Source organism: Pseudomonas sp. XWY-1, from assembly GCF_002953115.1.
GTDB classification, from domain to species: domain Bacteria; phylum Pseudomonadota; class Gammaproteobacteria; order Pseudomonadales; family Pseudomonadaceae; genus Aquipseudomonas; species Aquipseudomonas alloputida.
The window spans coordinates 2,390,345-2,412,593 of sequence record NZ_CP026332.1; the positions used below are offsets into that span (position 1 = coordinate 2,390,345).

The window sequence follows — 22,249 nt, forward strand, 5'->3', positions numbered from 1 at the left end:
AACATGAGTGAAGATGCACAAGATGTGGTTCTGGTCGTCGAGGATGAACCGGCGATTCGCATGATTTTGCGCGATTACCTGGCGGGTGAGGGGTACCACGTCCTGGTGGCTGAGGATGGCGAGCAGGCGTTTGCCATCCTGGCCAGCAAACCGCACCTGGACCTGATGGTGACGGACTTCCGTTTGCCGGGGGGGATCTCGGGGGTGGATATTGCCGAGCCCGCGGTGAAGCTGCGGCCCGACCTGAAGGTGATTTTCATCAGCGGTTACCCGGCGGAGATTCTCGAATCTGGCAGCCCGATCACCCGCAAGGCCCCTATCCTGGCCAAGCCGTTTGACCTGGATACCTTGCACGAGCAGATCCAGTCGCTGTTGCGCTGAGGCATCCGGCCTCTTCGCGGGGCAAGCCCGCGCAGAGGCCCTGGCAGGCTAGCGCAGCGTCCGCTCAATGCCCCCGACCAGCAAGTTTTCCATCAGCTCCAAGCCCTGCTCTTCAGGCATTGCTTTGAGCAACCCCGGCAGTTGGTTGAGAAGCGTTGCCAGTACATGCGCTGTGGCGTCCAACGCTTGCCCCGGCAGTTTCGCTTGCGGTGCGATCAGGCGCAGCAAACCTGCCTCATAGCGCTTGCGCAACGAGGCCAGGTGCGCCTGTTGCGCCTCACTCAAACAACACAAATCCCGTTCGGCCAGCCGGAACTGCAGCGGCCGCTCGGCATGCAGCTGCCAGTGCGCAGCAATCAGGCAGCTCAACGCCGATGCCCCACGGGCCATGGCCCGGCGGGCCTGGTCCAAGGTGGCCTGCAGCTCTTCGTACAACTCTTCGATCAAGTCGTACAGCAGGTCCTGCTTGCTGGGAAAGTGATGGTACAGCGAGCCGGCGGTCAGCCCCACATGGGCCGCCAGCTCGCGCATGCTGACCTGGCCAAAGCCCTTTTCGGCAAACAATGCCATGGCCCGGTCACGTCGCTCCTCAAAGTTGGCACAGCGCATTGCGGCATTGACCGGGGGCATGGCGCTTGGTCCTCAGTAGGTGAAGAAACCGCGACCGCTCTTGCGCCCCAGCCAGCCGGCCGCGACCATTTCCTTGAGCAGTGGAGCAGGGCGGTACTTGCTGTCGTTGAAGCCTTCATGGAAGGCCTCCATGATCGCCAGCAGGGTGTCCAGACCGATCAGGTCAGCCAAGGCCAGCGGGCCGATCGGCTGGTTGCAGCCCAGGCGCATGCCGGTGTCGATATCCTCGGCACTGGCCAGGCCTTCCTGGCGCACGAAGATCGCCTCGTTGATCATTGGCACCAGGATGCGGTTGACCACGAAGCCCGGGCGGTTGCCGGCGGTGATCGGGGTCTTGCCGACTTTTTCGGTCACCACCAGCGCCTGGGCGTAGGTGTGGTCGCTGGTCTGCAGGCCACGAATGATCTCCACCAGCGCCATCATCGGTACCGGGTTGAAGAAGTGCACACCAATGAAGCGCTCGGGGTGCTCGATGCTGGCGGCCAGTTGGGTCACCGACAGCGACGAAGTGTTGGTGGCGATCAGGCAGTCGGCGGCGACGTTGGCTGCCACCTGCTGCAGGATGCGCTGCTTGAGCTGCAGGTTCTCGGTAGCCGCTTCGATCACCAGCTGTGCAGCGCTGAGCTGGGCGTAGTCGGTGCTGGTGCGGATGCGGGCTTTGGCGGCTGCGGCTTTGTCAGCGTCGAGGGTGCCCTTGCTGACCTGGCGCTCGAGGTTCTTGCTCAAGGTGGCCACACCGCGCTCAAGCGCTGCGTCGGAAACATCCACCAGCAGCACCTGGTAGCCGGCAATGGCGCACACCTGGGCAATGCCGTTGCCCATGGTGCCCGCGCCGATCACGGCGATCTGTTCAATGCTCATGTGTCAGCCTCCCTCAGACGCGCTCGAACACGACGGCGATGCCTTGGCCACCGCCGATACACATCGTAGCCAGCGCGTAGCGGCCCTGGATGCGCTGCAGTTCATGAATGGCCTTGGTGGCGATGATCGCGCCGGTGGCACCCACCGGGTGGCCCAGGGAAATGCCCGAACCGTTGGGGTTGACCTTTTCCGGGTCGAAGCCCAGCTCGCGGGCCACGGCGCAGGCCTGGGCAGCGAAGGCTTCGTTGGACTCGATCACATCCAGGTCTTGCAGGTTCAGGCCGGTTTTTTCCAGCACTTTGCGGGTGGCCGGGATCGGCCCAAGGCCCATCAGCTCAGGTTCCACCCCGGCATGGGCATAGCCCACCAGGCGTGCCAGTGGCTTCAGGCCCAGGCGGCGCACCGCGTCACCGGTGGCCAACACCAGGCCGGCGGCGCCATCGTTGATACCGCTGGCGTTGCCGGCGGTGACGGTACCGTCTTTCTTGAATACCGGCTTCATGCCGGCCAGTTGCTCGGCGGTTACATCAGCACGCACATGCTCGTCGACACTGAACTGCACGCTGCCCTTGCGGGTTTTCAGCTCCAGCGCAACGATCTGGCTGGCGAAGCGGCCCTCGGCAATCGCACGAGCGGCGCGGCGCTGGCTGGTCAGTGCCAGTTCGTCCTGCATTTCGCGGGTAATGCCGTACTTGGCCGAAACGTTCTCGGCAGTGATGCCCATGTGGAAGTTCTGGAACGGGTCCTGCAGCACGCCGACGGTATAGTCGATGCCTTGCAGGTCACCCATGCGTGCACCCCAGCGCGCCTGTGGCAGCAGGTAAGGGCCACGGCTCATGGACTCGGCGCCGGCCGCGACGGCCACATCGGTGTCGCCCAGCAACAGGCCTTGGGCCGCAGAGACAATAGCCTGCAGGCCAGATCCGCACAGGCGGTTGACGTTGAATGCCGGCGTTTCCTTGGGGATGCCAGCGTTCATTGCCGCTACCCGTGCCAGGTAGGCGTCACGCGGTTCGGTGGGGATTACCGTGCCCATCACCATGTGGCCGACTTGCTCGGCGGCCAGGCCCGAACGCTCGATGGCGGCGCGGGTCACGGCGCTGGCCAGGTCGGCCAGCGGCAGGTCCTTGAGGGAACCGCCAAAGCCACCAATGGCTGAACGGACGGCACTGACGACGTAGATTTCTGCGCTGCTCATAAGGGCTCCGATTGCGAAGGCGTGGCGGGACCGGGCCAGGCTCTGCGAGAATGGTTGGCGGCCCCGAAGTGGGATCGAGTCTAGGCAAAGGCTCTGTTGCAGCCTATGCCGAATCTGTTCAAACAACCTGGCACTTTTTGCCACTCAGCATAGACAGCGAAAACCGCCATGCGCGAAAGCGATTCAGTCGCCGTGTACTTCCTCAACGCCATGCTCCACGCCCTGCGCGACACACCCGCCGAGCGTGATGCCCAGCTGCGTGCGGTGGGCATCGCCCCGCAGCTGCTCGATCAGCCTCTGGCGCGGGTGCCGGCCAAGGCGTTCGCCCAGCTGTGGCTGGCGTTGATCCAGCGCCTGGACGATGAGTTCTTTGGCCTCGACAGCCATGGCATGCCGCTGGGCAGTTTTGCCCTGATCTGCCGGGGGTTGATCCTCGAGCCGAACCTGGAAAAGGCCTTGCGCCAGTGCATGGGGGGCTTCGGCCTGTTCCTGCGTGACCTGCGTGGCAGCCTGACGGTACGTGGCGGGCGGGCGCTGATCAGCGTGCAGTCGAACATTGCCGACCCCTTGACCCGGGTCTATGCCGAGGAAACCTACCTGGTGCTGATGATCGGCATGCTGTGCTGGCTGGCCGGGCGGCGGATTGCCATCGACCGCACGGAGCTCGCGGTGTCGCGCCCCGCCCAGGAGGACGACTTGCTGCTGTGGGGGCCGGACCTGCGGCTGGGCAGCGGACGCACCGAGGTGGAGTTCGACAGCGCCTACCTGCGCCTGCCGGTGGTGCAGGATCGGGCAGCCCTGAAGACCTTTCTGCGCAGTGCACCTCAGGGGCTGGTGATCCGCTTTCGCAATCAGAACGGGCTGGTGGCTGAGGTGTATCGGCACCTGCGGGCATTGCGCTATGGACAGTGGCCGACATTGGCCGCACTGGCGCAGCAACAAGGGATCAGTGCCAGTACCTTTCGCCGGCAGTTGGAGCGGGAGGGGCGTTCGTACCAGCAGATCAAGGATGAAGTGCGCCGGGCCATGGCCTTCGAGCGGCTGCGCGAAGGCGCGTTGAGCATTGCCGAAATTGCCGAGCAGGCGGGGTTTCAGGAACCGAGTGCGTTCCACCGGGCGTTCAAGAAGTGGACCGGGCAGAGCCCAGGGGGCTACCGGGCGCGGCTGGCCGGCCTGCGTTCTACCTGTGGAAGCGGGCTTGCCCGCGAAGAAACCAATGCGGTGGATGGCACCGGCTCTGCCGGTGTTCGCGGGTAAACCCGCTCCTACAGTGCACGCCCAGAATTGTAGGAGCGGGCATGCCCGCGAAGAAACCAATGCGGTGGATGACTCCGGCTCTGCCGGTGTTCGCGGGTAAACCCGCTCCTACAGGGCGCGCACAGAATTGTGGGAGCGGGCATGCCCGCGAAGAAACCAATGCGGTGGATGGCACCGGCTCTGCCGGTGTTCGCGGGTAAACCCGCTCCTACAGGGCACGCACAGAATTGTGGGAGCGGGCATGCCCGCGAAGAAACCAATGCGGTGGATGGCACCGGCTCTGCCGGTGTTCGCGGGTAAACCCGCTCCTACAGGGCACAGAATTGTGGGAGCGGGCTTGCCCGCGAATAGGCCAGCACAGGCCACCCGAAAGGATCAGGCCGGCACCATGGCAAAGCCGACGCCGAACCGGTTCCAGGCATTGATGGTGGCAATCGCCAAGGTCAGGTTGGCCACCTCGGCCGGCTCGAAGTGTTCCTGCAGGGCTTCATATTGCCCCTGCGGCGCACCCTGTTCTGGCAAGCGGGTCAGGCTCTCGACCCAGGCCAGGGCAGCACGTTCACGCGGCGTGAAGTAGCTGGTGTCCTGCCACACGCACAAGGTCTGCAGGCGTGCCTCGGTCTCACCGGCCTTGCGCGCATCGTTGGCGTGAAGGTTGACGCAGTAGGCGCAGCCGTTGATCTGCGAAGCGCGCAGGCGTATCAGCTCCAGCAGCGAGTGTTCAAGGCCGCTGTTGGCCAGCGCCTGCTCCAGGCCGACCATGGCTTTGTAGGCTTGCGGCGCGTGTTTGGCCCATTCGATACGGTTGTGCATGGCAGTCTCCAGAAGTGTGGGGTGGACATGGCGCTACTGTAGCGCCGCTCATTGGCCACCCCGATAGCCAATTTTGCGCATAAGCGGGAGGCCAATCGTCCATTCAGGTGGCCACTGACCTGCATCCAATCTCTTCATTTCTGCCAGGCCAGCCGAGCCGGGATAATGGCCAGTTCCTGTTACAAGAGAACCGACTCACAATGAGCGCTGTACTGAACCTGTTGCTGGTGATCCTGCTGGCGTTGAACCTGCGGCCGATCCTGACCAGTATCGGCCCGTTACTCGAACCCATGCGCGCCAGCACCGGCCTGGGTTACCAGCAGGCGGCCTTGCTGACGGCGCTACCGGTGCTGTGCATGGGCCTGGTGCCCCTGTTGCAACCGTGGCTGCGACGCTGGGTCAGCGAGCATGGCGGCATGCTGGGGGGCCTGGCCGCGATTGCCCTGGCCTGCCTGTGGCGCCTGCAGCTGGACAGTGCCTGGGCGCTGATCGCCAGTGCGCTGGTCGCCGGCCTGGGCGTGGCGGTGGTGCAGGGCATGATGCCGGGGCTGGTCAACCGCTGGTTCCCCGGGCGTCTGGCCGGGGCGATGGGGCTGTACTCGGCAGCGCTGATGAGCGGCGGCGGCCTGGCTGCAGTACTCGGGCCACACATCAGCGGCCATTTCGGCTACTGGCAGGCGGGCCTGGGCGTATGGGCGGTCCCGGCCGTGCTGGCGGTGCTGGCCTGGGCCGTGCTGCGGCCAAGGCAGGAGGCGCCGAAGCTGGGAACGGTCACGGGCGGGCACTGGTTCGGCAGCCGCCGGGCGTGGTTGCTGGCCCTGTACTTCGGCCTGATCAACGGCGGCTATACCAGCATGGTGGCCTGGTTGCCGGCTTACCACATCGAGCATGGCGGCAGCGCTCAGGGCGGTGCCGACCTGGTGGGCCTGATGACCGTCTTCCAGGTGCTCGGTGCGCTCGGCCTGCCGCTGCTGCTGCGACGTTGGGCAGACAGGCGCCCGGGTTTGTGGCTGGCGCTGGCGATCCAGCTGGCGGGCTTCCTGGGGCTTTTGCTGGCACCTGCGGCGGCTTCCGGGCTTTGGGTCGCCATGATCGGCTTTGGCTTGGGTGCCTGCTTCAGCCAGTGCCTGACGTTGACCCTGGAACACCTGAAAACGCCTGCCGAAGCCGGCAGCCTGGCGGCGTTCGTACAGGGTATCGGCTTCATCATCACCGGCATCGTGCCGTATATCACGGGTTGGCTGCGGGATGTCAGTGGCGACTTCCAGGCTTCGTGGACGCTGTTGACCGTGACCGTGATGGCAATGCTGCTGGTGACCGCGTGCTTCAACCCGCGCGGCTATGCGGCGGCTATCGCCCGGCCGGCCGCAACCGGCAAGGCCGCACCGGTCAACTGAGGCGTTGCAAGGTATCGCGTACCCGGTCCAGCGCCGGGTCGATATCCAGCAGTTCGATGGCGCCGAAGCCCAACAATAGCCCCGGGCGTACCGGCGCCTCGCTGAAGAAGGGTGCCAGTGAATACAGGCCGACCTCTACCTTGCGCGCGAGGTTGGCCAACAACTCCACATCCACCCCGGGTTTGGCCAAGGCACTGAGGTGGAAGCCTGCGCTGGCGGGGATGGCGCTGAACCACGGTGACAGATCGCCGCCCAGGCGCGCCAGGATGCGCTCGCGGCGTGCGCTGTAGACCTCGTGGCAGCGGCGGATGTGCTTGTTCAGGTGGCCTTCGCCAAGGAAGCGCGCCAGCGCCCACTGCAGCAGGGTAGGGCTGTGCCAGTCGCTGAGGTGCTTGGCCACGCAAGCGGCCTGCAGTACGGCAGGCGGTAATACGGCATAGCCCAGGCGCAGCTCGGGCAGCAAGGTCTTGGAGAAGGTCCCGACGTAGGCGACCAGCCCATGCCGGTCCAGACGCTGCAGCGCGTCCGAGGCTGGCCCGTGGTAGCGGAACTCACAGTCGTAGTCGTCTTCGATGATCAGTGCACCCAGCTCGGCGGCCCGCGCAAGCAGGGCATGCCGGCGTGGCTCGCTCATCGGCATGCCCAGCGGGAACTGGTGCGAGGGTGTTACGTAGATCAGCCGGGTGCCGTCGGCGATCTGTTCCACGCACAGGCCCTCATCATCCACCGGCACCGATTGCAGGCGTGCACCCAGGGCCAGGAACAATTGCCGTGCCGGTGGGTAGCCAGGATCTTCCATGGCCACCTGGCAGCCCGGCTCGACCAGTACCCGGGCAATCAGGTCCAGCGCCTGCTGGGCGCCGTTGCACACCAGCAGGTCGGCTGCGCTGCAGTGCACCCCGCGCGAGTAGGCGATGTGGTGGGCAATGGCTTCGCGCAGTTCCGGCAAGCCCTGGGCCGGGAATTGGCGCTCGGGGTGGCGCTGGCTACGGCGCAGGGCGTAGTTCAGGCAACTGCGCCACTGGTCGAACGGGAACTGTGCCTTGCTCGAAGCACCCCCGACGAAGTCATAGCGCGATGGCGCCTGCAACTGGCGTTGGCTGAGCACGGTGGCGCGCTGCTGCCAGCGCTCGAGGGAGGCGGCGCCGGCCAGGGGGAGGGTGGCTGATTCGCTACTGCGCAGCGGATGGCGCGGGGTGACGAATGTGCCACGGCCGACCACGCCGCTTAGCAGGTTATCGTAGGTCAGCCGCGAATAGGCCTCGGCCACGGTCTTGCGCGATACGCCCAGTTGTTCAGCCAGCAGACGGGTAGGCGGCAGTTGGGAGCCGGCGGCCAGGTGGCCGCTGTCGATACCATCGCGCAATTGCTGGTAAAGCTGATCGGCCAGGCCTTTGCGGCCCTCCAGGCGAATGTGCAGTTCCATGGGCGGGTCCGGAGCGGAGGATTGCTCAGGATAGCGGATTGGCTGCGACTCAGGTGCTTGTCACAGGCGACGAAGAAGCCGAGCCAACCGCTCAGAGCCGAGCGGTGCTGACGGTGATATAGCCTTTTTCTGCCAGGGCAATGCGTATCACGGTTTCGTCTTCCGGCGCGTTGCGGTTGCGCTTGATGCGCACGCCTTCAACCGTCGAAGCTTTCATATGCTCTGAAATGGCCCGCCCGTTCGCGTCGAAGAACACCTCGCTGGCCAGCAACTCGATGCGTTCGATCAATTGCCGGGAATGTTCATCGGTGGCGCAGAAGAACATGACCCCCGACAAGTGCGGGTCGTTGTCGGGGTTGGTCATGTCATGGGCCAGCATTTCGCGCAGGCTGCTGCGCAGTTCGGCGATGGGGCGGGCGTACGGGTGCATTCGGAGCCTCCTCTGGATCGCGACCTTGCGTCCTCCAGTGCCGATCATGTTTTCTGTGGGCAGAGGCAGCAAGTAGGGCGCTTCTGAGGGCGGCGTAGGAAACGTCTTAAGATGCTGGGCGGTGGTCGAACCTCAGGGTCTACAAGGCAGCAGCCCCCGCCTTGGCCACCTGGGCATCCTGTTCGGATTTGACGCCGGATACACCAATGGCGCCCACCACCTGGCCTTCCACCCGCAGCGGCACGCCACCTTCAAGGCTGGTCAGCAGGGGGGCGGTCACGAATGCAGTACGGCCACCATTGACCATGTCTTCATAATCCCGCGTCTCTTTGCGCCCCAGTGCGGCGGTGCGGGCCTTTTCCATCGCGATGTAGGCACTGGCCGGTGCGCAACCGTCCAGGCGTTCCAGGGCCAGTGGGTGGCCGCCGTCGTCGACCACGACGATGGTCACGCTCCATTGTCGGGCCTGGGCTTCCTGGCGGGCGGCGGTCAGTACGCGGGCGATTTCGGTCTGGCCGATAACGAACTTGCTAAGCATGGGCGGGCTCCGGGTTCAAGGCTGCTTCGACGATTTCGACCCAGTGGCGCACGGGCGTGCGTCCAGCTCCGTCGAGGTGGGCCTGGCAGCCTATGTTGGCTGTGGCAATGAGGTGCGGTTTACCGCTTTCCAGCGCATTCAGACGATTGTCGCGAAGTTGCAGTGACAGTTCTGGCTGGGTCAGCGAATAGGTCCCCGCCGAGCCGCAGCACAGGTGGCCATCGGGCACCGAGGTCAGGGTAAAGCCAAGCCGCGTCAGCAACGCTTCCACCGCGCCGCCCAGTTTCAGGGCGTGCTGCAGGGTGCATGGGCAGTGGAAGGCCAGGCGCTGTTCGGCGCACAAGGCCAATTGTTCGATCGGCTCATCGCGCAGGATTTCCACCAGATCGCGGGACAGGGCGCTGACCCGGGCGGCCTTGGCAGCGTAATGGGGGTCTTTTTCCAGCAGGTGGCCATAGTCGCGGACAAACGCACCGCAGCCGCTGGCGGTCTGCACGATAGCCTCGGCACCCGCTTCGATGGCGGGCCACCAGGCGTCGATATTGCGCCGCGCCCGCTGCAGGCCTTGCTCCTGGGCATTCAGGTGATAGTCCACTGCGCCACAGCATCCGGCCTGCAGGATTGGTTGCACACTGATGCCCAGGCGGTCGAGCAGCCGCGCAGCCGCGGCATTGGTATTGGGTGACAGGGCCGGCTGCACGCAACCTTCCAGCATCAGTACCCGGCGCGCATGGCGCACTGCCGGACGCTGGCCGGGTGTGGTTACCTGCGCCGGCAACTTGCGTTTGAGTGAGGCTGGTAGCAGCGGGCGCAGCGCCTGGCCGCTGCGGGTCAGGGCCTTGAACAGTGCCGGGCGCGGCACCACCGCACGCAGGCCCAGGCGCAACAGGCGCTGGCCGAGTGGGCGTGGCACCTGCTGCTCGACCACTGCGCGGCCGATGTCCAGCAGATCGTGGTACTTCACCCCCGATGGGCAGGTGGTTTCGCAGTTGCGGCAGGTCAGGCAGCGGTCCAGGTGCAATTGGGTGCTGGCGGTGACCGGCTCGCCTTCGAGCATCTGCTTGATCAGGTAGATGCGCCCGCGCGGGCCGTCCAGTTCGTCGCCCAGCAACTGGTAAGTGGGGCAGGTGGCGGTGCAGAAACCGCAATGTACGCAGGTGCGCAGGATGCGCTCGGCTTCGTCGGCGCGGGCCAGGCGGCGCGATGTTTCGCTAAGGTTGGTTTGCATGGTCTGGCCTCACAGGTCCGGGTACAGGCGACCAGGGTTGAACACCCCCTGGGGATCGAGCTGCTGCTTGAGGGCGCGGTGGTAGCGCATCAGTGCAACCGGCAGCGGCGGGCTGCTGGCTGCACCGGGGGCGTAGCAGGTGGCGTGGCCGCCCACCCTGGCCACCTGATCGCGAATGGCCTGCGCCGGTGCGCAGGTCTTGAGCCAGCGCTGGGCCCCCCCCCAGTCGATCAGTTGCTGGCCGGGCAGGTCCAGCTCGCCGGTGACGGTGGGTACGGACAGGCGCCACAGGGGGGCGGCGTCGGCAAAGAACGCCAGGCGCTGTTCGCGCAGGTCGGTCCAGAAGCGGTTATCGAGCGTGTCGCCCCCCAGCCGCTGGCGTGCCGATTGCACCGACCCTTCGCCGCCTTCCAGGCGCAGGTACAGCGTTTCGCCTTCATGGCAGGCGGCGCTGATGGGCAGTGGTTGCTGGCCCCATTCGGCCAACTCGGCCAGCGCTTCATTGCGGCCCATCGCCAGGCGCAGGCTCAGGCATAGGCGAGGCCGTGGCAGCACTTTCAGCGAAACCTCGGTCAGCAGCCCCAGGCATCCGAAGCTGCCCGCCATCAGGCGTGACACATCGTAGCCGGCGACGTTCTTCATCACCTCGCCACCAAAGCGCAGCAGCTTGCCGTGGCCGGTGATCACCCGTGTACCCAGTACAAAGTCGCGCACCGACCCGGCCCACGGCCGTCGCGGGCCAGACAACCCGGCCGCGACCATGCCGCCCAAGGTGGCCTCGGGGCCCAGGTGGGGAGGTTCGCAGGGCAGCATCTGGCCGGCCTCGTGCAGGGCTGCCTCGATCTCGCGCAGGGGGGTACCGGCGCGGGCCGTGAGTACCAGCTCGGTGGGGTCGTAGCTGACGATGCCGCGGTGGTTGCGGGTGTCGAGTACTTCGCCCGCCACCGGGTTGCCGAGCATCGCTTTGCTGTTGCTGCCCTGGATGCGCAGCGGCGTACCTTCGTTCAGCGCCTGGTTGACCTGCTCCAACAGCGTCTGGCTCATGTCGCGGTCCATGCTCATCAGAAGCGCTCCAGCTCGGGGAAGGGCAGTTGCCCCTGGTGCACGTGCAGGGCGCCGAATTCGGCGCAGCGGTGCAGGGTGGGAATGTTCTTGCCGGGGTTGAGCAGGCCCTGGGGGTCGAAGGCGGCCTTCACCGCGTGGAACAGGGTAATTTCGTCGCTGTTGAACTGCGCGCACATCTGGTTGATCTTCTCGCGCCCCACGCCGTGTTCACCGGTGATGCTGCCGCCCACTTTCACACACAGCTCCAGAATCTTGCCGCCGATCGCTTCGGCACGCTCCAGCTCGCCGGGCAGGTTGGCATCGAACAGGATCAACGGGTGCATGTTGCCGTCGCCGGCATGGAACACGTTGGCCACCCGCAGGCCGTACTCCGCGGACAGGTCGCTGATGCCCTTGAGCACCCGTGGTAACTCGCGGCGCGGGATGGTGCCGTCCATGCAGTAGTAGTCCGGGGAGATGCGCCCCACGGCCGGGAAGGCGTTCTTGCGCCCGGCCCAGAAGCGAACGCGCTCGGCTTCGTCGCAGGCCAGGCGCACCTCGCGGGCCCCGGCTTGCGTCAGCACGGCGGCGACGCGCTCGCAGTCGTCGTGAACATCGGCTTCCACGCCATCCAGTTCGCACAGCAGGATCGCCGCCGCGTCCACTGGGTAGCCGGCATGGATGAAGTCTTCAGCGGCGCGGATCGCCAGGTTGTCCATCATCTCCAGGCCGCCGGGAATGATGCCGGCAGCGATGATGTCGGCGACTGCCCGGCCGGCGTCCTCGACGCTGTCGAAACTGGCCAGTATCACCCGCGCCACCTGGGGCTTGGGCAGCAGCTTGACGGTGACTTCGGTGACGATACCGAGCATGCCTTCGGAGCCGGTGAACAATGCCAGCAGGTCGAAGCCGGGGCTGTCCAACGCATCGCTGCCCAGGCTCAGGCGTTCGCCCTCGACCGTAAGGATGTCCACCTTGAGCACATTGTGTACGGTCAGGCCGTACTTGAGGCAGTGCACGCCACCGGCGTTTTCGGCGACGTTGCCCCCGATTGAGCAGGCAATTTGCGAGGAAGGGTCTGGTGCGTAGTACATGCCATGGGGTGCGGCGGCCTGGGAAATGGCCAGGTTGCGTACGCCCGGCTGCACGCGGGCGTAGCGCCCCTGCGGGTTGACCTCGATGATACGGTTGAAGCGCGCCATCACCAGCAGGATGCCCTTGGCCAGCGGCAGGGCACCACCGGACAGGCCGGTACCGGCGCCACGCGCAACCACCGGTACGCCGCGCTGGTGGCAAAGCTTCAACAGCGTCTGCACCTGTTCCAGGCGCTCGGGCAGTACTACCAGCAGTGGCACGGTGCGGTAGGCCGACAGGCCGTCGCATTCGTACGGTTTGAGGTCTTCGTCGCGGTGCAGGATTTCAAGGTCCGGCAGTGCATCGCGCAGCGCCTGCAACAGGGCGGCCAGGTCCACGTCGGGCAGCGCGCCATCGACGCGTTCGTCGTACAGGATATTCATTGGCTCACTCGCAACGGTTTTTGTTGTTGTTGGCGAAGCGGTCACCGATGCAGCGTGCGCGTGCTAGCGTTCGGGGTCGAGTGAGATGTTGACTGGTCCTACCAGTTTCTTCGGGCAGTACTGTCTATTCACGGTTCTGTCTGGCTAGATTGGCGCTATAAGTCAAAGTGGTCCTACCAGCAGGAGTGTGCGCAGTGGGTACTGAAGGCAAGGCCAAGGTCGCCGACCAGGTGGCCGAACGGGTCGAGCGGCTTATCGTCGAAGGCGTGCTCAAGGTGGGCCAGGCACTGCCGTCGGAGCGGCGGCTGGTGGAAAAGCTTGGCTGTTCACGTTCGGCCTTGCGCGAGGGCCTGCGCGTTCTGCGTGGGCGCGGCATCATCGACACCGAACAGGGGCGGGGTTCGTTCGTCGCCGATCTCACCGGGCAGGCGGGTGCTACGCCTTTGATGCACCTGTTCAGTTCGCAACCGCGCACGCTGTTCGACCTGCTGGAGGTCCGGGCGTTGCTGGAGGCTGAGTCGGCGCGGCTGGCGGCGTTGCGGGCTACCGACGTCGACCGCCTGCTGATCCGCCGGCGCTACGAAGAAATGCTGGCTGCGCACGAGGCTGCGCAGGCGCTCGATGCCCGTGAGCATGCCCGCCGTGACCATGCCTTTCACCGGGCGATCAGTGAGGCGTCGCATAACCCGGTGCTGGTGCATACCCTGCAATCGCTCAGTGACCTGACCTTGAGCACGGTGTTCGCTTCGGTCAACAACCTGTATTGCCGGCCAACGCAGAAACGCCAGATTGATCGGCAGCATGCGCGCTTGTATCGCGCGGTCATGGAGCAACTCCCCGAGCAGGCGCAGCGGGCCGCGCGTGAGCATATCAATGGCATACGCGACAGTTTGCGGGAGATCGAGCAGGAAGAGCAGCGCCTGGTCAGGGCGACCATGCGCATGGATGGCTGGGGGTGAAACGGCCCTGTAGCGGCCCTCTCGCGTCTGAGCGCCGCGAGAGGGCCGGTAAAGGTCTACTCAACGGTCAGCCACAGGGTCATCTTGCGACAGGATGGCCCGGGCCAGCTCTTCATCACTGGCCTGCAGCCCTGGATGGTCCTTGCGGGCCTGTTCAAGCGCCGACTCCACATAGGCGCCGCGGATGGCACCGCCGCTGGCGACGAACGCTGAAAGTTCGTCACGGGCCGGGATGATCCGTTTGTCGTCCTTGAAGGTCGAATACAGCGAAGCGGAAATACCGGCCGAGGTGGCGACGTCGCCCGCATCGACGCGGGCCAGGGCAGCACCGGCAGGCATCAGGAGCAGCAGCGCAGGGGCGAGGAGTAGGTGGCGCATGTCGTGTTCTCCAGTAACGTGAAGCACAGGGAAATAAACCACTCAGTGTCTAAGACGGCGGAGGCGTTGGGGTAGTTCCCTTATCCTGGCTGGAGGGAGTCGGGGACAAGGTGCACCTGTCGCTGACGAGGTGGCTGAACTCGCGTTTTGCAAGGTGGCGACGGAGCGCGTCTTGGATTGACCGCGTCGGGACGCGCGTGATTTGCTTGGGGGGATGGTGCTTCGCGGGCAAATCCGCAGAGGGCCCTGCCGATCATTCAAAGGAAACTGAAGGTTCGCCCATGTCCGACTACAAGCTGCACTGCTTCGCCGAATCCGGTAACGCCTACAAGGCTGCGCTCATGCTTGAACTCACCGGCCAGAACTGGCAGCCGGTGTTCGTCGACTTCTTCCATGGCCAGACGCGTGAGCAAACCTGGCGCGATGAGGTGAACGAGCAGGGCGAGGTGCCGGTGATGGAACACGCTGGCAAGCGCATCACCCAGTCTGCGCTGATCCTCGAATACCTTGCCCAACAGACCGGCCAGTTCGGGCCTCGCGATGAAGATGAAAAGCGTGAAATCTGGCGCTGGATGCTGTTCGACAATCATAAGTTCACCAGCTATTACGCTGCGCTGCGCTTTCTGTTCTGCCTGAAGAACACCGGCGAAACCGATGTGACGCGGTTCCTGCGCGAGCGTGCCACGGCGGCTTACCGTATTGTCGACGCGCACCTGGCGAAGACGCCATTCATGGTCGGTGGCCGGTTGACCATCGCCGACCTGTCGTTGGCGGGGTATGTGTTCATGCCGGAAGACACCGGTATCCCGTTGGCAGCGTTCACGCACATCGAGGCGTGGAAAGCCCGTATCCAGGCGCTGCCGGGGTGGAAACACCCGTATGAGCTGATGCCGCGCACGGCATCCTGACCCATTCGCGGCTAAAACCGCCACCACGGCGGCCCGGCGAAATCATGTGTGTGGCACACCCCGAGTGGGTGCGCCGCCCGCATACTCCGGCTTCAGGTGCCCTTGCTCGTCCAGCAGATAAGCATCCATCACCTCCCGCACCACCGGCCCTGCGACCCGGCCTCCAGCCTCACCGTTCTCGATCATTACTGCCACCACCACACTGGGGTGCTCAGCCGGAGCAAAGCCGACAAACAGGGCGTTGTCGCGATGGCGCTCAAGGGTCTTGTTGCGGTTGTAACGCTCACCCTGCTTGATCGCCACCACCTGCGCGGTACCGCTTTTGCCGGCAATTCGGTACTGGGCACCGGCGGCCGCGGCGCGGGCAATGCCGCGCGGGTCGTGCATGACCATCTGCATGCCCTGGCTGACCTGGTCCCAGGCATGCTTGTCGTGCAGCACGATGTCGGGCATGGGGTTTGGGTCGATCGGCGTATCGCCGCCCACGGTCATGGCCAGGTGCGGGCGGTGCCACACGCCCTTGCTTGCCAGCAGGCTGGTGGCCTGGGCCAGCTGCAGGGGGGTGACCTGCATGTAACCCTGGCCAATGCCAAGGATCAGCGTCTCGCCCGGGAACCAGGCCTGGCGTCGCGTGGCGCGCTTCCACTCGGCCGAGGGCATCAGCCCGGAGGCTTCCTCGAACATGTCCAGCGACACCTTCTGGCCCAGACCGAACTCGGCCATGTAGTCGTGCAGCCGGTCGATGCCCAACTTGTGCGCCAGGTCGTAGAAGTAGGTGTCGTTGGAGCGCATGATGGCGGTGTACATGTCCACCCAGCCGTCGCCGCTGCGGTTCCAGTTGCGGTACTTGTGGTCATAGTTGGGCAGTTCGTAGTAGCCCGGGTCGAACACCCGGCTGCCAGGGGTGATCACCCCGCTGTCGAGGCCAGCGATGGCCACTTCAGGCTTCACGGTCGAGCCGGGCGCATACAGGCCGCGCAGGACGCGGTTGAACAGTGGGCGGTCGATGGAGTCGCGCAGCGCGGCATACTGCTTGAAGCTGATGCCCTTGACGAACAGGTTGGGGTCGAAGCTGGGGTTGCTGACCATCGCCAGTACGTCACCATTGGCCGGGTCCAATACCACCACCGAGCCACGGCGGTCACCCAGCGCTTTTTCTGCGGCTATCTGCAAATGGGCGTCCAGGGTGAGGACTATATCCTGCCCAGGGGTCGGGTCCTTGTGGTTGAGCACTCGCATCACCCGCCCCTGAGCGTTTGTCTCGACCTCTTCGTAGCCCACGTGGCCATGCAGTTGGCTTTCGTAGAAGCGCTCGATGCCGGTCTTGCCAATCGATTGGGTGCCGCGGTACTCAGTGCTGTCGAGCGTCTTGGCTTCTTTCTCGTTGATGCGCCCCACATAGCCCACTGAATGCGCGAAATGCCCGGCCAGTGGGTACTCGCGGATGAACTGCGGCTCCACCTCCAGGCCCGGCAGGCGGAACTGGTTCACCGCTACCAGGGCGATCTGCTCCTCGCTCAGGCCCACCATAAGGGTCACGGGCTCGAACGGTTTGCGGCCACGGCGCAGGTCCTTGTCGAACTGCTTACGGTCGTCTTCGGTCAGGCCCAGCACCTGCGTCAGGGTGTCGAGCACCTTGGCCGAGTCGCCGCCGGCCCGCTCCCGGGTCATGGTCAGGTCGAAGCTGGGCTTGTTGTCGGCCAGTACCACGCCGTTGCGGTCGTAGATCAGCCCGCGTTCGGGGGCGATGGGCAGCACGTGCACGCGGTTGTTTTCCGACACGGCCGTTTGTTGGTCGTGCTGCAGCACTTGCAGTACATAGAGCCGGCCCACCAGGACGGCACACAGGCTGAACACCATGGCAGCGCAGGCCAGAAGCCGACGGTTGACCAGGTGCTTTTCCTTTTCGTGGTCCTTTAGAGGGATAGGTTGCGGCATCAGTGAATCGATCCTGAGGGGTAGCAGTACGCGCGCGATCGGGCCGCGGATGCTACGCAACCCGTACTGCCCCCTCAAGACGAGCCCCGGCTGCCCGCTGGCTGGCATCGGCTGTGTGCCCCATGATCAGGGCGCTGAGAGGGAATATGAAGATTTGTTCATTGCGGAGTCATGATGGCGAGTCAGGGGTGGTTTTTGATGATTTGTGGATCCACAGATCGATTCTGTTCGGTAACCGAACATCAAGTTTCGTTGGTTGTAAATTTCTAAATTATTGAATTTATTTATAAAAAATATGATTTTTCCTAGCAATGAACTGAAATTGGTTGCGCCTGATTGTTAGGCAGGGCTTTCGTCACGTTGTCTGTGGATCCATTATCTGGTTGATTAGCGCCTGACAACGGCCGGAGCCCTCCTGCCGTATGCGATAACAATTACAAAAAGGGTCCAGTCATGAATGGCTATCCAGCGGCACTGAACCGTCAGGGTTCCTCCCGTTGCGCCTGCGTGTGCGCATCGTTCTTCTCGCCTGTGGCCAAGCCTGGCCGGCAGGTGACCCCATGAATACCGATCTCAAGCAACGTCTGGACAACGACCCGATGGGTCGCTTTCAGTGCCTGGCCATTGGTATTTGCATCATCCTCAACATGATCGATGGCTTCGACGTGCTGGTCATGGCCTTCACCGCTGCCTCGGTGTCTGCCGAGTGGAACCTGAACGGGGCGCAGGTAGGGCTTCTGCTCAGTGCCGGCTTGTTCGGCATGGCGGCCGGGTCACTGTTTATCGCGCCGTGGGCTGACCGCTTTGGCCGACGCCCGCTGATCCTGCTGTGCCTGGCGCTGTCCGGTATCGGCATGCTGCTCTCGGCACTTAGCCAGAGCCCGCTGCAACTGGCGCTGCTGCGTGGTCTGACTGGGCTGGGCATTGGTGGCATCCTGGCCAGCAGCAATGTGATTGCCAGTGAATATGCCAGCAAACGCTGGCGCGGCTTGGCGGTGAGCCTGCAGTCCACTGGCTATGCGCTGGGTGCGACCCTGGGCGGTTTGCTGGCGGTATGGCTGCTGGGGCATTGGGGCTGGCGCTCGGTATTTCTGTTTGGCGGCATCGTCACCGTACTGGTGATCCCGCTGGTACTGCTGTGGTTGCCAGAGTCGCTGGACTTTCTGCTGGCACGCCGGCCGGCCAATGCTCTGGCCCGGGTCAACCGTCTGGCCGTGCGCCTCGGCCAGCCGGTATTGGCGCAACTGCCGGCTGTTGCCGCAAGGGCAGAGGGTGCCAAAACCGGGTTCAGGCAGCTGCTGGCGCCGGCCATGCGCCGCACCACGCTGGTGATCTGGTTGCTGTTCTTCCTGGTCATGTTCGGCTTCTACTTCGTGATGAGCTGGACGCCGAAACTGTTGGTGGCCGCCGGCTTGTCGGCCCAGCAAGGCATCACCGGCGGCGTGCTGTTGAGCGTGGGCGGCATCGTTGGCGCGGCGCTGATCGGCGGCCTGGCTTCGCGCTGGCCACTGACTCGCGTGCTGGCGTTGTTCATGCTCATCACCGCCGCGCTGCTGGTGCTGTTCGTGGCCAATGGTGCCTCGGTCACTGCGGCGCTGGCGTTGGGCCTGCTGATCGGGCTGTTTTCCAACGGCTGCGTGGCTGGGCTGTATGCCTTGTCGCCGGTGGTCTATGACGCATCGGTACGCGCCACCGGTGTGGGTTGGGGGATCGGCATCGGCCGCATGGGCGCGATCCTGTCGCCGACCGTGGCTGGCGTGCTGCTCGATGGTGGCTGGCAACCCCTGCATCTGTATGGCGTGTTCGCCAGCGTGTTCGTGCTTGCCGCAGGTTGCCTGCTGCTGTTGCGCCCAACGGCCAAGCCTGCGTCTGCCTTGCCTGCTGATGCACTGAGCCACTGAGTGCAACCCGGCCTGGCCGGGTATCTGAATGCAACTTACTGCTCCGGGTCATGCTGGCCTGGGGCGGTCTGCTGCGCCTATTGAACGTGGAGAACAATAATAATGATGGACACAACTTGCACGGTGGCCCGTTCGGTCCTGGCTGTTTCGCTGGCGTTTGGCCTTGGTTTGCCGGCCTGGGCGCAAGAGGGGGGCTTCTTTGAAGATGCCAAGGGTGGGCTGACATTGCGCAACTACTACTTCAACCGCGATTTCCGCGACCCGGGGGCCGCCAAGGGCAAGGTTGAAGAATGGGCCCAGGGTTTCATCTTCAAGTTCAGCTCTGGCTACACCCCGGGGCTGATCGGTTTTGGCCTGGACGGTATCGCCCTGTTCGGCGTGAAGCTGGACAGCGGCGGCGGTACCAGCGGCTCAGAACTGTTGCCGGTGCACGATGACGGGCGAGCGGCCGACGACTACGGTCGGGCCGGGCTGGCGGCGAAGCTGCGTATGTCCGCGACCGAGCTGAAGGTGGGGGAGTTGTTGCCGGATATTCCACTGCTGCGTTACGACGATGGCCGTCTGCTGCCGCAGACCTTCCGTGGTGCCATGCTCGACTCGCGGGAAATCGAAGGCCTGAGCCTGCAGGCCGGCCAGTACCGCGAGGTGAGCCTGCGCCACTCTTCGGACATGCAGGACCTATCTGCCTGGGCCGCGCCCGGGGTCACCTCGGACGGCTTCAACTACGCCGGCGCCGAGTACCGCTTCAACCAGCAGCGAACACTGATCGGCGCCTGGCACTCGCAGTTGGAGGACATCTACCAGCAAAGCTACTTCAACCTGCTGCACAGTCAGCGGGTAGGGGAGTGGACGTTGGGGGCCAACCTTGGCTACTTCATCGACCGGGATGACGGACAGGCGCGCATCGGCGACATCCAGAGCCGCACCGGTTACGCCTTGCTGTCAGCTTCGCACAGTGGCCACACGCTGTACCTGGGGTTGCAGAAGGTCAGTGGCGACAGTCAGTGGATGTCGGTTTACGGCAGCAGTGGGCGAACCCTGGGCAACGACATGTTCAACGGTAACTTCAGCAATGCTGACGAGCGTTCGTGGCAAGTGCGTTATGACTACAACTTCGCCGCGCTCGGTGTGCCAGGGCTGCTGGCCATGGTGCGGTACGGGCATGGCGAGAACGCCACCACGGCGGCGGGCAGCAATGGCAAGGAGTGGGAGCGCGATGCCGAGGTGAACTACACCTTCCAGAGCGGGGCTTTGAAGAACCTCAACATCCGGCTGAACAACGCGACCAACCGGCGCAGCTTCAACAGTGATCTCGACCAGACGCGCCTGATCGTCAGCTATCCGCTGACCTTGTAGGGGCGGGTTCACCCGCGAACACCGGCGCAGCCGGTGCCATGTTCCGCGTTGCCTGCTTCGCGGGTAAACCCGCTCCTACATTTACGGCGCATGTCTTGGGCCAGGTGGGTTTCTTGGCGCGCGCGCGCCCCCGTAGGAGCGGGTTCACCCGCGAACACCGGCAAAGCCGGTGCCATGCCCCGCGTCGCCTGCTTCGCGGGTAAACCCGCTCCTACATTTACGGCGCATGTCTTGAGACAGGTTGGTTTCTTGGCGCGCGCCTCCCCCCGTAGGAGCGGGTTCACCCGCGAACACCGGCAAAGCCGGTGCCATGCCCCGCGTTGCCTGCTTCGCGGGTAAACCCGCTCCTACAACAGGCCTGCAGCAACCGCTCGGCTTGCGCTAAGATGCCCGTTCATGTCTTTGGAAGTCGCCTGGATGAGCAAACCCGGTCAGATGGTGCTGGTTGCGTTGCGCAAGATGATCGCTTCGGGCGAGCTGGCGGCCGGCGAGCGCTTGATGGAAGTCCCAACCGCTGAACTGTTCGGGGTTTCACGCATGCCGGTGCGCATGGCATTTCGCACCCTCGAGCAGGAAGGCCTGCTGGTGCGCTTTGGTGGCCGGGGGTTTCAGGTGCGCTCGGTCAGCGCCGATGACATCGCGGGTGCGGTCGAGGTGCGCGGTGTGCTGGAGGGGTTGGCGGCGCGTCAGGCTGCAGAACGTGGCTTGTCGGTGCAAGCACGCGCTGCGTTGCAACAATGCCTGGTGGACGGCGATCAGCTGTTCGACAAGGGCTTTGTGAGCGAAGACGACTTGCAGGTCTATCACGACCTGAACATGCGCTTTCATCAGGTGATCATCGACGCCAGCCACAACCCGGCCATTGCCGTTGCCCTGGCGCGCAACGACCACCTGCCATTCGCCTCGGTCACCGCACTGGCGGTGGACCGCCATGATCTGGCTCGCGAGTACCGGCGCTTCAACTTCGCCCATATGCAGCACCACGCCGTGTTCGACGCCCTGGTCAACCGCCAGGGTGCCCGCGCTGAAGCGATCATGCGCGAGCACGCCAATGCCACCTTGCGCTATGCCGAAACCTTTGGTGGGGCAGCGGCGGACGCGGGCATGAAAGTCATCCTGCCCTCGTCGTAAGCCGGATCAGATATCCAGCACCAGCAGCGGCGTCTTCGAGCGCGAGCAGCAAGGCGTGAACTGATCGTTCAGGGCCTGTTCCTCTTCGGTGAGAAACAGATCGCGATGGTCCGGTGTGCCCTGCAGCACGCGTGTCAGGCAGGTGCCGCAAATACCCTGCTCGCACGACATGGCGATCTCGATACCGTTCTCTTCCAGCACCTGCACCACGGTCCGGTCGGCTGGCACCTCGAACACCTGTCCCGTGCTGCCCACCTGCACCGAGAAGCTGCCATCGTTGCTGGCATCCACCGGTGCTGCGGCGAAGTACTCGCGGTGCAGGTTGGCCTCCTGCCAGCCCAAGCCCTTCGCGCTGTCCAGCACATGCTGCATGAACCCGCCCGGCCCGCATACATACAGGTGCACATCATCTTGCGGGTTGCCCAGCACCTGGGCGATGTCCAGCGCCGTTTCCGGCTGCTCGTCAAAATGCACGAACAGCCGATCAGCGAACGGCGCGCTGCGAATCCGCTCGACAAACGCCGCACGTTCGCTGGAGCGGGCACAGTAGTGCAGCTCGAAGGCCTGGCCGCTGTGGGACAGCTGCTCGGCCATGCACAGGATTGGGGTAATGCCGATGCCGCCAGCAAACAGCAAACTGCGCTGCGCACCCTCGGCCAGCGGGAACAGGTTGCGCGGCGCGCTGATACGCAGCCGGGCACCGGCCTGCACCTGTTCGTGCAGGCTACGAGAGCCGCCCCGCGAAGCCGGGTCGTTGAGTACGCCAATCAGATAGCGATGGCGTTCTTCGGGGTGGTTGCACAGCGAGTACTGGCGCACCAGCCCGTCGGGCAGGTGCACGTCGATATGCGCGCCGGCGCTGAACGCCGGCAGCAAGCTGCCATCTGCCGCTGCCAGCTCGAAGCTGCAGATACCCTGGGCTTCATCGTTACGGGATACCACTACGGCATCGATCATG

The 22,249-nt window shown here is 64.5% G+C and carries 21 protein-coding genes; 8 read left to right on the plus strand and 13 right to left on the minus strand.

Annotated elements, in window-relative coordinates:
* Positions 1-3 precede the first annotated feature (3 nt).
* Positions 4-381, plus strand: a complete 378-nt coding sequence (locus PRJ_RS11210) for a response regulator (RefSeq protein WP_003256176.1) — start codon at positions 4-6, stop codon at positions 379-381.
* 48 nt (positions 382-429) lie between these two features.
* Here the strand turns inward: PRJ_RS11210 and PRJ_RS11215 are convergent, their stop codons facing one another.
* From PRJ_RS11215 to PRJ_RS11225, 3 genes are read right to left on the minus strand one after another with little or no spacing between them, the layout of a single operon-like run.
* The gene (locus PRJ_RS11215; RefSeq protein WP_010954588.1) at positions 430-1,011 is read right to left on the minus strand and encodes a TetR/AcrR family transcriptional regulator; all 582 of its coding nucleotides are present in this window, start codon (positions 1,009-1,011) and stop codon (positions 430-432) included.
* A gap of 12 nt (positions 1,012-1,023) precedes the next feature.
* A complete protein-coding gene (locus PRJ_RS11220; protein ID WP_104886205.1) occupies positions 1,024-1,872 on the minus strand; it encodes a 3-hydroxybutyryl-CoA dehydrogenase in 849 nt (282 codons plus the stop codon).
* A gap of 13 nt (positions 1,873-1,885) precedes the next feature.
* Entirely contained in the window at positions 1,886-3,070 is a 1,185-nt protein-coding gene (locus PRJ_RS11225) for an acetyl-CoA C-acyltransferase family protein (RefSeq protein WP_104961407.1), read from the minus strand.
* 168 nt (positions 3,071-3,238) lie between these two features.
* On the opposite strand from PRJ_RS11225, the gene PRJ_RS11230 reads away from it, so the two are divergent.
* Positions 3,239-4,327: an AraC family transcriptional regulator gene (locus PRJ_RS11230; protein ID WP_104961408.1), complete on the plus strand. Its 1,089-nt coding sequence runs from the start codon at positions 3,239-3,241 to the stop codon at positions 4,325-4,327.
* 375 nt (positions 4,328-4,702) lie between these two features.
* On the opposite strand, the gene PRJ_RS11240 is transcribed toward PRJ_RS11230, so the two are convergent.
* Complete coding sequence (locus PRJ_RS11240; RefSeq protein ID WP_104961410.1) at positions 4,703-5,140, minus strand: carboxymuconolactone decarboxylase family protein; 438 nt, start codon at positions 5,138-5,140, stop codon at positions 4,703-4,705.
* 200 nt (positions 5,141-5,340) lie between these two features.
* On the opposite strand from PRJ_RS11240, the gene PRJ_RS11245 reads away from it, so the two are divergent.
* On the plus strand, positions 5,341-6,537 hold the full coding sequence (locus PRJ_RS11245; RefSeq protein ID WP_104961411.1) for a CynX/NimT family MFS transporter: 1,197 nt from the start codon (positions 5,341-5,343) through the stop codon (positions 6,535-6,537).
* Here the strand turns inward: PRJ_RS11245 and PRJ_RS11250 are convergent.
* The 6 genes from PRJ_RS11250 to glcD all read right to left on the minus strand — a co-directional run bounded on the left by PRJ_RS11250 (position 6,530) and on the right by glcD (position 12,720).
* Entirely contained in the window at positions 6,530-7,963 is a 1,434-nt protein-coding gene (locus PRJ_RS11250; protein ID WP_104961412.1) for a PLP-dependent aminotransferase family protein, read from the minus strand. The two genes, PRJ_RS11245 and PRJ_RS11250, sit on opposite strands and share 8 nt — an antisense overlap.
* A gap of 91 nt (positions 7,964-8,054) precedes the next feature.
* A complete protein-coding gene (locus tag PRJ_RS11255) occupies positions 8,055-8,393 on the minus strand; it encodes a hypothetical protein (RefSeq protein WP_012051955.1) in 339 nt (112 codons plus the stop codon).
* A gap of 139 nt (positions 8,394-8,532) precedes the next feature.
* Complete coding sequence (locus tag PRJ_RS11260) at positions 8,533-8,931, minus strand: heme-binding protein (protein ID WP_003256164.1); 399 nt, start codon at positions 8,929-8,931, stop codon at positions 8,533-8,535.
* Entirely contained in the window at positions 8,924-10,159 is a 1,236-nt protein-coding gene (glcF, locus tag PRJ_RS11265) for a glycolate oxidase subunit GlcF (protein ID WP_104961413.1), read from the minus strand. The genes PRJ_RS11260 and glcF overlap by 8 nt, the downstream gene beginning before the upstream one ends.
* Before the next feature lie 9 nt (positions 10,160-10,168).
* Positions 10,169-11,221 carry a glycolate oxidase subunit GlcE gene (gene glcE / locus PRJ_RS11270; RefSeq protein WP_104961414.1) on the minus strand — a complete coding sequence of 351 codons (1,053 nt, stop codon included), beginning with the start codon at positions 11,219-11,221 and terminating at the stop codon, positions 10,169-10,171.
* The gene (gene glcD, locus PRJ_RS11275; protein WP_104961415.1) at positions 11,221-12,720 is read right to left on the minus strand and encodes a glycolate oxidase subunit GlcD; all 1,500 of its coding nucleotides are present in this window, start codon (positions 12,718-12,720) and stop codon (positions 11,221-11,223) included. Before glcD ends, glcE begins: the two co-directional genes overlap by 1 nt.
* A 194-nt stretch (positions 12,721-12,914) precedes the next feature.
* Between glcD and glcC the strand changes: the two genes are divergently transcribed.
* A complete protein-coding gene (gene glcC, locus PRJ_RS11280) occupies positions 12,915-13,679 on the plus strand; it encodes a transcriptional regulator GlcC (RefSeq protein WP_020192876.1) in 765 nt (254 codons plus the stop codon).
* Positions 13,680-13,739: 60 nt separating this feature from the next.
* Here glcC and PRJ_RS11285 read toward each other — a convergent pair whose 3' ends face one another.
* Complete coding sequence (locus PRJ_RS11285; protein ID WP_104961416.1) at positions 13,740-14,057, minus strand: DUF2388 domain-containing protein; 318 nt, start codon at positions 14,055-14,057, stop codon at positions 13,740-13,742.
* A 281-nt stretch (positions 14,058-14,338) separates the two neighbouring features.
* Here PRJ_RS11285 and PRJ_RS11290 point away from each other — a divergent pair, with 281 nt between their 5' ends.
* A complete protein-coding gene (locus PRJ_RS11290; protein WP_104961417.1) occupies positions 14,339-14,965 on the plus strand; it encodes a glutathione S-transferase family protein in 627 nt (208 codons plus the stop codon).
* A 42-nt stretch (positions 14,966-15,007) separates the two neighbouring features.
* Here the strand turns inward: PRJ_RS11290 and mrdA are convergent, their stop codons facing one another.
* Entirely contained in the window at positions 15,008-16,903 is a 1,896-nt protein-coding gene (mrdA, locus tag PRJ_RS11295) for a penicillin-binding protein 2 (RefSeq protein WP_010954574.1), read from the minus strand.
* A 560-nt stretch (positions 16,904-17,463) separates the two neighbouring features.
* Here mrdA and PRJ_RS11300 point away from each other — a divergent pair.
* The 3 genes from PRJ_RS11300 to PRJ_RS11310 all read left to right on the plus strand — a co-directional run bounded on the left by PRJ_RS11300 (position 17,464) and on the right by PRJ_RS11310 (position 21,291).
* On the plus strand, positions 17,464-18,804 hold the full coding sequence (locus PRJ_RS11300) for an MFS transporter (RefSeq protein ID WP_104961418.1): 1,341 nt from the start codon (positions 17,464-17,466) through the stop codon (positions 18,802-18,804).
* Between the two features lie 102 nt (positions 18,805-18,906).
* Positions 18,907-20,160, plus strand: coding sequence for an OprD family porin (locus PRJ_RS11305; protein WP_104961419.1), 1,254 nt, complete (start codon positions 18,907-18,909; stop codon positions 20,158-20,160).
* Between the two features lie 417 nt (positions 20,161-20,577).
* Complete coding sequence (locus PRJ_RS11310) at positions 20,578-21,291, plus strand: GntR family transcriptional regulator (protein WP_003256147.1); 714 nt, start codon at positions 20,578-20,580, stop codon at positions 21,289-21,291.
* Between the two features lie 6 nt (positions 21,292-21,297).
* Here PRJ_RS11310 and PRJ_RS11315 read toward each other — a convergent pair whose 3' ends face one another.
* The gene (locus tag PRJ_RS11315) at positions 21,298-22,248 is read right to left on the minus strand and encodes a PDR/VanB family oxidoreductase (protein ID WP_020192346.1); all 951 of its coding nucleotides are present in this window, start codon (positions 22,246-22,248) and stop codon (positions 21,298-21,300) included.
* Position 22,249: the final 1 nt, after the last annotated feature.